Source organism: Acidithiobacillus sp., from assembly GCF_027322205.1.
Lineage (GTDB): Bacteria > Pseudomonadota > Gammaproteobacteria > Acidithiobacillales > Acidithiobacillaceae > Acidithiobacillus.
Genome location: NZ_DAHVHY010000076.1, coordinates 1 through 9,576, shown reverse-complemented (window position 1 = coordinate 9,576; position 9,576 = coordinate 1). Strand labels below are relative to the sequence as shown.

General features: G+C 59.1%; 7 protein-coding genes. 3 read left to right on the top strand and 4 right to left on the bottom strand.

Annotation, left to right across the window (positions count from 1 at the left end; genetic code table 11):
* The 3 genes from M7F93_RS10105 to M7F93_RS10095 form a co-directional block, all read right to left on the bottom strand.
* Positions 1-1,624, bottom strand: a 1,624-nt coding sequence (locus M7F93_RS10105) for a transglycosylase SLT domain-containing protein (protein WP_298172861.1), incomplete at its 3' end; no start/stop codon positions are given.
* Between the two features lie 2 nt (positions 1,625-1,626).
* Positions 1,627-2,001, bottom strand: coding sequence for a hypothetical protein (locus M7F93_RS10100; RefSeq protein ID WP_298172858.1), 375 nt, complete (start codon positions 1,999-2,001; stop codon positions 1,627-1,629).
* A gap of 115 nt (positions 2,002-2,116) precedes the next feature.
* Positions 2,117-5,452: a DEAD/DEAH box helicase gene (locus tag M7F93_RS10095; RefSeq protein ID WP_298172855.1), complete on the bottom strand. Its 3,336-nt coding sequence runs from the start codon at positions 5,450-5,452 to the stop codon at positions 2,117-2,119.
* 155 nt (positions 5,453-5,607) lie between these two features.
* On the opposite strand from M7F93_RS10095, the gene M7F93_RS10090 reads away from it, so the two are divergent.
* Both M7F93_RS10090 and M7F93_RS10085 read left to right on the top strand, forming a co-directional pair.
* A complete protein-coding gene (locus M7F93_RS10090; protein WP_298172852.1) occupies positions 5,608-7,083 on the top strand; it encodes a phosphomannomutase in 1,476 nt (491 codons plus the stop codon).
* Positions 7,067-7,375: a hypothetical protein gene (locus tag M7F93_RS10085; RefSeq protein ID WP_014029196.1), complete on the top strand. Its 309-nt coding sequence runs from the start codon at positions 7,067-7,069 to the stop codon at positions 7,373-7,375. Before M7F93_RS10090 ends, M7F93_RS10085 begins: the two co-directional genes overlap by 17 nt.
* Positions 7,376-7,387: 12 nt before the next feature.
* Here the strand turns inward: M7F93_RS10085 and M7F93_RS10080 are convergent, their stop codons facing one another.
* Positions 7,388-8,980: an ABC-F family ATPase gene (locus M7F93_RS10080; RefSeq protein WP_298172840.1), complete on the bottom strand. Its 1,593-nt coding sequence runs from the start codon at positions 8,978-8,980 to the stop codon at positions 7,388-7,390.
* Between the two features lie 166 nt (positions 8,981-9,146).
* Between M7F93_RS10080 and M7F93_RS10075 the strand changes: the two genes are divergently transcribed.
* Positions 9,147-9,576: SNF2-related protein (locus tag M7F93_RS10075; protein WP_298172838.1), on the top strand; the 430-nt coding region annotated here is incomplete at its 3' end.

Sequence of the window (9,576 nt, the reverse complement as noted above, 5' to 3'; positions counted from 1 at the left end):
CGGCGGGTATATGGGTCTGTAGCCATTGTGCAGTGGCAGGCATCACCTGCATCAGCCCTTGTGCGCCGACGTCGGACTGGATGCCGAATGCAAAACCGGATTCCTGCCGGATTAAACCGGCCAGAAAGGCGCGACGTAAACCGGTTTGGGCTGCGGCAGCGCTGATCTCCTGTGCATAGGGGAGCACATAGCCCTGTTGCCAGTCTTTACCCCCGCGAATCAGACTACTGGCATGAATGCCCAGCAGCCATGCCGCATGATGAAAAGCCACCTGGGCCGCCGCTTTAATCTCCGGCGCCCCATCCAGCCCCTTCAAAAATTGGTCCCATTCAGCGAGGGCGTCGTAATAGAGACCGAGTTGATAGAGTGTGATTGCCGTCCGCTCGGGAACCTCTTCATCAGGTGCGGCGCCTGCTCCGGTCAGTGCGGATGGGTCGCCAGGCTTTAACACCAATGGCCTGTTGAGGGTCGCCATCGCTAGCTGTCCGTAATAAGTCCACGGGGATTCCAGAGCCGCCAGCAAGACATGAGCAGTCTGTGTATGTCCGAGTTGCAGCAGCGCGACTGCGAACCAGAACTGCCACTGCCGCTGTCTGCGTTGGGCGGCGTCCATCTGCTGCGTGGCCTGCTCCACCATGCTCCAGTCCCCGTCGCGTAAGGCGGTGCGCACCATCCAGGCCAGCAGTCGGGGCCGGGGACGAAATTGCGGATCGGCGGCGTAGGCTTGGGCGTACCAGTGTCCGGATTCGGAACGAAAGGACAACGTCGCATGGTAGGCACTGTTATAAAGCACCAGTGACTTGGCAGCGGCAGAGAGAACGCCAAGGGTTCGCACAAACTGCGCGGCCTGTGCAGGATGAGTAACAGCGAGGCGCAGCAGGGCGAGTGTCAGCAGATGGGTCTGGCCAGTTGGCCAGTTGTTGCTGCCATATTGCTGAATCTGATGGGAGATCCACGCGACAGGCGCCGTTACCGTCTGCGCAAGCTGGCCGGATTGTGCCTCAGGTAAAAAAGGCGCAAAGCGCAGTGCAGCGTTAAACGCGGAAGCCTCGTACATTTGTTGCAGGCGTTGCCATAGTTCTGGCGGCGTGATTTGCCCCTGTTTCAGATACACGCGCGCCATGGCGTTGCACGCATGATCATTCGCTGCGGCACTGCGCCAGAGGAAGAATGGGGCAATCACCGTGCTGGTGCTGAGCTGTGGATCCCGTGCTGCATCACAGCGCAAACCGATCGAATCGGGGACGCTGCCGGCCTGATAGACTTGAGTAAAGTCTGACCAGTCTTTGCGCTGTGCGAGTTCTGACAGCCACTGGCGGCGCAACAAATGATGTGCTACTCCGCTCGGATAGCGCTCCGCATAGCGTTGATACTGGTCTTGGGTCATGGTTTTGAGGCGGGGTTGCAGAGACCAGTACCCTACCCATGGCCCCATGTAGGTATTTTCTAATTCAGGCAGCGCGTTGGCGGCAGGCCGATAATTACCCTGAGCGAAAGCGATTGCCGCCGAGTTCAGGAGTTGCTCCTGAACGGCGTCGAGGGTGTCGGCTGTCGCGACTGCCATACCGTAACTCACCAACAATATCAGCGGCATCAAGACCACTGCAGAGCGCAGAAGGCGCATTTTTAAGACTGCTTCAAACGCAGCCATCGACTGAGGTGCTTGGTGACGGAAGCAAGCCGCTTAGGGTGATCTTTAGCCAGGGGACCGACATGCAAATTAAGGGGTTCGCAATGATCTTTGCCATGGCATATCACGCCATGCGATTCGCAATTGGCACCTGCTTGCTGAAGAATGGCGATCATTTTCGCTTCCAGTTCGGCATTGCAGTGGCCATCGTACTGAATCAGCATCAACTGTTTCTCAGGGAGGAATTCCAGATGTCCACCCATCGCCTCGAAGGCCCGAAGGTCTTCTATCGCCGACTCGGTCACTCCGTGGAGGGCGCCGCTGATGATGAAACGCTCCCGCCGCTTATCTTCTGTCCGTGCTGCTTTCATACGTCTTAATCCCCAGAGTTTGCCGACGAAATCAGATGGTTGCCGCAGAGAAACTCAGTAAGCCGCTATAATGCCACCAAGCGTGCCATTCAGGAAGCGTCGCGGCTCGTCTGCCTCAGCGCCGGGTTTCGGGCAGTGGCGCGAGAAGAGAGGCAAGATCGTCAGGACCGAAACGGAGCTTTTCTTTCTGCGCCTTTTCCAGCACGCCGGCGGCGAGGATGGCCTTTTTCTCCTGTAACGCCAGGATTTTTTCTTCAATACTTCCGGCAACAATCAGCTTGTAAACAAAAACCTGACGTTTCTGGCCGATGCGGTGGGCGCGATCAGTGGCCTGATTTTCGGCGGCGGGATTCCACCATGGGTCATAGTGAATCACGGTGTCTGCCGCCGTGAGGTTGAGGCCGACACCGCCCGCCTTGAGGCTGATCAGGAAGAGCGGCACTTCACCGCGCTGAAAGCGGTCGATGGGCGTCTTGCGATCCTGGGTGCTGCCGGTGAGCAGCACGTAAGGGATATGCATCTTGTCGAGGCGTGCACTGATCAGGGCAAGCATCTCGGTGAATTGTGAAAACAGCAGAATCTGGCGACCTTCCGCCAGCAACTCCGGAATCATCTCCATGAGCAGCGACAGTTTGGCGCTGTCCTGTACTTTACGCGCCTTCTCGCTCTTGAGCAGGCGCGGGTCACAGCAGACCTGACGCAGCTTGAGCATGGCGTCGAGGATGACGATCTGGCTGCGTTGAAAACCTTTGGCGGCGATTTCCTGGCGGATGCGTTCATCCATGGCACTGCGCACGGTTTCATAAAGGTCGCGCTGAGCCCCGTCGATGTCCATGGAGCGGATGATGATGGTCTTCTCGGGGAGTTCTTTGGCGACTTCTTCCTTGCGGCGGCGCAGGATGAAGGGACGCACCCGACGGGCCAGTAAATCCAGACGTTCAGCATCTCCGTGGCGTTCGATGGGGCCGCGCCAGACCCGTTGGAAGCTGCGTGAGTCGCCGAGAAAGCCGGGCAGAAGGAAGTCGAATTGCGCCCAGAGTTCGCCGAGGTGGTTTTCCAGCGGTGTGCCGGTGAGGGCGAGTCGATGCCGGGTGGGAATCTCGCGAATAGCTTCGGCGGCACGGCCCTGCGCATTCTTGACCATCTGCGCCTCGTCGAGAATCAGCAGATGAAAACGCTGGTCCTTGAGCGTCTCAATGTCCCGCCAGACCAGCGGATAGGTGGTGAGAATCAGATCATGGTTGGGTATTTCGGCAAAGCGGCTGCTGCGCTCTTTACCGTGCAGGGAGAGTACCCGCAGGTCGGGGGCGAAGCGCTCTGCTTCTTCCCGCCAGTTGTGAATCAGGGAGGTGGGCATGATGATCAGGGCGGGATCGGTCAGGCGGCCGCACTCCTTCTCCAGCAGCAGATGGGCGAGGGTTTGCGCGGTTTTGCCGAGACCCATGTCGTCCGCGAGAATGCCACCCAAATGATGCTCGCGCAGGAATTGCAGCCAGGCGAGTCCATCCTGTTGATAAGGGCGCAGGGGGAGGGCGAAACCTGCGGGCAGGGCGACGGGTGTAATCTCCCCATTCTGGGGCAAGCGCTTGGCCAGGTCGCGCACGGCATCCATACCCTCACTACGCCATTGGCTGTTATCCGCCAACTGGGCGAGACGCGGCGCATCAAAGGCGGACATCCGCAGGGGGCCTGAAGTGCCAAGGCTGAACAGGTCGATGAGGGTGCCGACCAGTGGCTTCAGGCGATCCGCCGTGGTCTGGATGGGGACACCTGCCGAGGTGTGCAGGTGAATGTGTTCATCGTCGGGGATGGTGCTGAGGCCACCCGGATTCAGCCAGCGCGGATCGCGGGTGAAGAGGGCGCCGAGCAGGGGGGCCAGTGCCAATCGCTTGCCGTCCACCACGATGCCGACATCCAGGCCCAGCCAGCCCTCTTCTGCGCCATCCACCTGCATATCCCATTCGTCCACTTGCAGGAAGTAGTGGCGGAAGCCATCAGGCCAGCGCACTTCCCAGCCTTGGTCGCGGAGTGCATCAACGCCCGTCGTCATGAATCCGTCCCAGTCGGCCTCACTGGCCAGGCCATAGATGGGATGCGGCAGCGGCGACAGGCTGTGGAAGATGCTGGCTTTGACGGGCTTCAGGCCGGTTTTACCCAATGCCTGCAGCGCCCGTTTTTCGGCTGCCGTGTCGCGTTTTATGCGGACCATTTCGCCATTATTGAGGGTCTGGATGGCGCTGTCGTCGTCTATGGCGATGTGTGCGGGACCATACACAAAAGCGGGTTGCGCATAGTCGAAGCGGCAGGTAGGGCTCCATTGGCCAGCATAGTTACGGTGCGCCTGAATGCCGAGGAGGGCCAGGGTGTCACACCAGAGCAAGGCTTGCAGCGGCGCAGCAATCTCCCGTATCGCCTGTTCGGGATCGGTCACGGGTATGGGGAGGCCGGGCGCCGACTGTTCCAGCATCTCGCGCAAAAGGCTGGCTTCTTGCGCATTGAGGGGGGGGGCCTGCAACAGATCGCGCAGGACCGTGACCGGCATGTCTGTGTCGATCGGGCCGATTTCCTGGGTTTCTCCATCCAGATACCAGGTGCTATCCAGTGGCAGGTAGCCGCTGGCGGGTGGCGTGCTTTCCAATGCCGGATATTGCTCCCCACCCTTGCTGATTTTCCAGGTCAGCGTGCCGGGCCGGTTGTCGCCCAGTCGCAGGGCCGGGTTGGTCAGTGCATTGCCGAAGAGGCGCCCTGTGCCCGCGAGCAAGGTGAGCACCGCAGCGCCATGGCGGGGGCCGAGATCAAATTCACCGGTTTGGCCGGCGTAAGGGTCTTCCAGCAGCAGGCGCCGCAAGGCCCGTTGGTCCGCTTCATCAATAAAGCTGGGCGGGCGGCGTAAAGCGCCTTCAAAATTGTACCAATGGGTGAGATCGGTACATTCTCCCGTTTTGTTCAGGCGGGCCTTGCGACAACTGAGTACCGGACCCTGATGGCGCCTGTTGTTCAGTTCCAGCAGCCAGTATAGGGCGTAAGTGGTGGTCGGGGGCTTGGATTTGGGTGGATCCAGGTGGGAGCGCAGTTCGCTCAGCCATTGCATCACATGGGGACGCAAAACCGGCGTCGGCGCCGTGTGGCTGCGCTGGGCGAGCAGGGCGAGCAGCACTGCCGTGACATGCTTGCAGCGACTGCCCACCGGGCAGGTACACAGGGTCACCAGGTGCCCCTGGCTGAGGTGAATGTCTACCCGGTACGGCTTGCGTGCTGTGCCCTGTACCAGGGCGCTGAGGTCGGTGCCGCCGCGCTGCTCCAGATGGCTGATGGACTTCTGGTAAGGTTGGGCCTTGCGAATCTCCAGGTCACCCAGCCAACTGCGGATGTTTTCATAGCTGTACGTCTCCAGCGTGGGCATCGTGCTGGCATCGCGGTGCCAGTTCATCCAGTCGTTCTTGGTGGGCATGGGTTTGCTCGGTGGTGTAAGCATTATCAGGAAATGCGCCCGGACGACGCCGCAGCACAAACCGTAGATAGTACACAGTCGAAGGGTAGGAGGGGAAGCCGTTCGATCTGGTCCGCCAGTATCCCCGCCAGCGCCTTGTCGTTATCATGAGCGAAATGGCGGACACAGAGAGGCAGGCGATGGCGGCTTTTGGGACGAGTGGGTTGCGGGGTCTGGTGGTAGAGCTTACGGATCAGGTCGTTTATGTACACACCCGGGCCTTTCTGCGTTATCTTGCGGAAATCGGCGAGTTTCGTGCCGGGGATGCGGTGATACTGGGCGGCGACCTGCGTCCCAGCACGCCGCGGATGCTGGCCGCGGCCTGGGCTGCTGTCCTCGCGGAAGGCGGGCAGCCGGGCTTTGCCGGATATCTCCCCGCACCGGCACTGGCTTTCGCGGGGCTGACGGCGGGGGTACCATCGCTGATGGTCACCGGCAGTCATATTCCGTTTGATCGCAACGGCATCAAGTTTAACCGCCCACATGGGGAATTGATGAAGGCCGATGAGGCAGGGATCCTGCGTCAGGATATGACGGTGGATGCAGCCCTTTTCGACGACGCGGGCGCGCTGCGCAAGTTACCTGTTTTGCCCGCTGCCGATCCGCGCTGGCTGACGCTCTATCAGCAGCGTTACCAGGATTTTTTCGGCGCGGACAGCCTTGCCGGATGGCGACTGGGCGTCTACCAGCACTCTGGCGTCGCCCGTGATCTGCTGGTGACGCTGCTGGAGTCGCTGGGTGCCGAGGTGCTGCCCCTGGACCGCTCTGCGGATTTTGTTGCCCTGGACACCGAGGCCCTGCGCCCCGAAGACACGGTTCTGGCGCAGCGTGCGGTGGCTGAGCACCATCTCGATGCGCTCCTGACTACGGACGGCGACGCTGACCGTCCTATGATCGCTGACCATGAAGGCCGCTGGTGGCGCGGTGATGTGCTGGGGATTCTGACGGCCCACGCCTTGGGCGCCCATACGGTAGCCACGCCGGTAAGCAGCAACACGGCGCTGGAGTTGTCCGGCTTTTTCCCGGAAATCCGGCGCACCCGGATTGGCTCCCCTTATGTCATAGCGGCGATGCAGGTCGCTTTGCAGGAAGGACAGGCGCCGGTCTGCGGTTATGAAGCAAACGGTGGCTTTCTGCTGGGCAGCCCGATCACCCGGAATGGCCACACCCTGGCGGCACTCCCCACCCGCGATGCGATTCTACCCATGTTGACGGTGCTCACGGCGGCGAAGGAGCGGGGCGTTCCCCTGGCGAATTTGCTGGCCGATCTGCCGCCCCGTTTTACCGCCAGTGACCGTTTGCAGGACTTTCCCACGGCGCTGAGTCAGCGCTACCTGGATGCTTTTCGCGGCGAGGACAAGGCGGCCAATCTCGCGGCTTTCAACACGGCCTTCGGAGAAATCGCGGGTGACGCGCAGCACATGGATCTGACGGACGGCATCCGGGTGACCCTCGCGCAGGGTGGCATCATGCATCTGCGACCTTCCGGTAACGCACCTGAACTGCGTTGTTACACGGAGGCCGATAGTACGGAGCAAGCCGAAACCATGCTGTGTGCTGCCTTACGGATTATGGATGGCTGGCGTGTCTGAGCGGCGGGTGCGGCGCATCTCTTTTCCACGCGTCTGGTGGGTGTACATCGGCACCGGCCTGATTATTGCGGACCTGCTGCTCATGGTGCTGCGCTATCTGGGCGTGGTGTTCAAGACTAACGCCGTGGCGGAACTGGCGGTCCACCATGGCGTCGATGCCGAGGCGCAAGGCCTGCTGCATCTGGCGAATGTGTTGAATATGGTTCACTGGAAATGGATCGGCGAAATTTTCCTGGTCGGCGTTGTTTTACTCTTTATCGGAATGTGGAAACCCTTTTACCGAAAAAAATAATTCCGCCCATCTTCAGCCGGTGCCCTGACTGCGCAGATAATCCTCATAGGTGCCCTTGAAGTCCTGGATGCCCTGCGCGGTAAATTCGATAATGCGGGTGGCCAGTGACGAGACAAACTCCCGGTCGTGACTGACAAAAAGCAGAGTTCCGTCGTATTTCTCCAGGGCCGAGTTGAGAGACTCGATGGATTCCATATCCAGATGGTTGGTCGGCTCATCGAGAATCAGCACATTGGGTTTCTGCAGGGTGAGCTTGCCGAAGAGCATCCGGCCTTTTTCGCCACCGGAGAGCACCTTGACCGAACGATTGACCTGATCCTGCCCGAAGAGCAAACGGCCCAGTACACCACGGATCACCTGGTCATCATCGCGCTCACCGCGCCACTGGCACATCCAGTCGAAAAGCGTCATGTCTACCGCAAATTCCGGGGCATAATCCTGGGCGAAGTAGCCGATCCGCGCATTTTCCGCCCATTTTATTTCACCGGCATCCGGTGTTAATTCACCTACCAGACAGCGCAACAAGGTGGTTTTGCCCAGACCATTGGAGCCGATAATGGCAAGCCGCTCGCCCGCCTCCACATGTAGGCGCATTTTGTGAAACAGGCGCAGATCGCCAAAGGATTTGCTCAGGTCCTTCCCATCCAGGGCATTGCGATAGAGTTTGCGTTCCTGATTGAAGACCAGGTAGGGATTTTGCCGACTGGAAGGCTTCACCTCTTCGAGCTGGATTTTCTCTAACTGGCGGGCGCGGGAAGTCGCTTGCTTGGCCTTGGAAGCATTAGCGGAGAAGCGGCTCACAAAGCCCTGCAACTCGGCCATCTTCTCTTTTTTCTTGTCATTATCGGCGAGCAACTGATCCCGCACCAGGGTTGAAGCCTGCATATATTCATCATAATTGCCGGGATAAATGCGTAACTCGCCATAATCCAGGTCAGCCATGTGGGTACAGACGCTATTCAGAAAATGGCGGTCATGAGAAATGATGATGATGGTACTGCTGAGGTTGTTGATAAGATCTTCCAACCACTGAATGGTATGAATATCGAGGTTGTTGGTCGGTTCATCCAGCAGCAGAATATCAGGGTCGGCAAAAAGCGCTTGCGCCAGCAACACCCGCAGTTTCCAGCCCGGCGATACCGCCGCCATCAACCCGCCGTGCTGCTCCAGCGGAATACCCACACCACTCAGCAATTCACCGGCGCGGGACTCAGCTGCATAGCCGCCCAACTCGGCGAACTCACCCTCTAAATGCGCCACTTCCATCCCTTCTTCGTCGGTCATCTCCGGCAGGGCATAAAGGCGATCGCGTTCCTGTTTGACACGCCAGAGTTCGGCATGGCCCATAATGACCGTGTCCAGCACGGTGCACTCTTCAAAGGCAAACTGATCCTGCCGCAGCTTGCCGAGACGCTCGCCGCTACTCAGGCTGACGTGTCCGGAGCTGGGCTCCAGATCGCCACCGAGAATCTTCATCAGCGTCGTTTTGCCGCTGCCATTGGCACCGATAAGGCCATAGCGGTTGCCATTGCCGAACTCGACAGAGACGTTTTCAAAGAGGGCCTTGGCCCCGAATTGCATGGTGAGGTTGGCGGTGCTGAGCAAGATCGACTCCGGATAATCGGTAGCTGGGGCTGATAACGGGCGCGATGATAACATTGATTCGCTTGGCGCGTCCTTACTATTCGATCAGCAGGGTGGCGTATGGATAGCTTTTAACACAGGATTTAGTATCCTCTACAGATACCCATAACATGACAAGCCCGCTCAATTGACCCTTTTGACACCCTACCAAAGCCAATACTATGCATGGCTGCTGACCCGACGGGCGGCCGGCGATACCGTAGACTCACTGGCCTCCACGTTGGTGGATGCACAGGTCGATCTCAATCCGCATCAGGTGGATGCAGCGCTTTTTGCGTGTAAAAACCCGCTTTCGCGCGGGGTTATTTTGGCAGATGAGGTGGGTCTGGGTAAAACTATTGAAGCCGGACTCGTCATTTCTCAGCGCTGGGCGGAACGGCGAAGATGTATCCTTATCATTGTTCCGGCGAATTTGCGCAAGCAGTGGCACCAAGAACTGCAAGATAAATTCGGGTTGCAGGGGCTGATTCTCGAAGCCAAGAATTATAATACCCTGCGCAAGGCTGCAGTCGTCAGTCAGGAGCGCCAAAACCCATTTCTGATGTCATTCGGTCCGG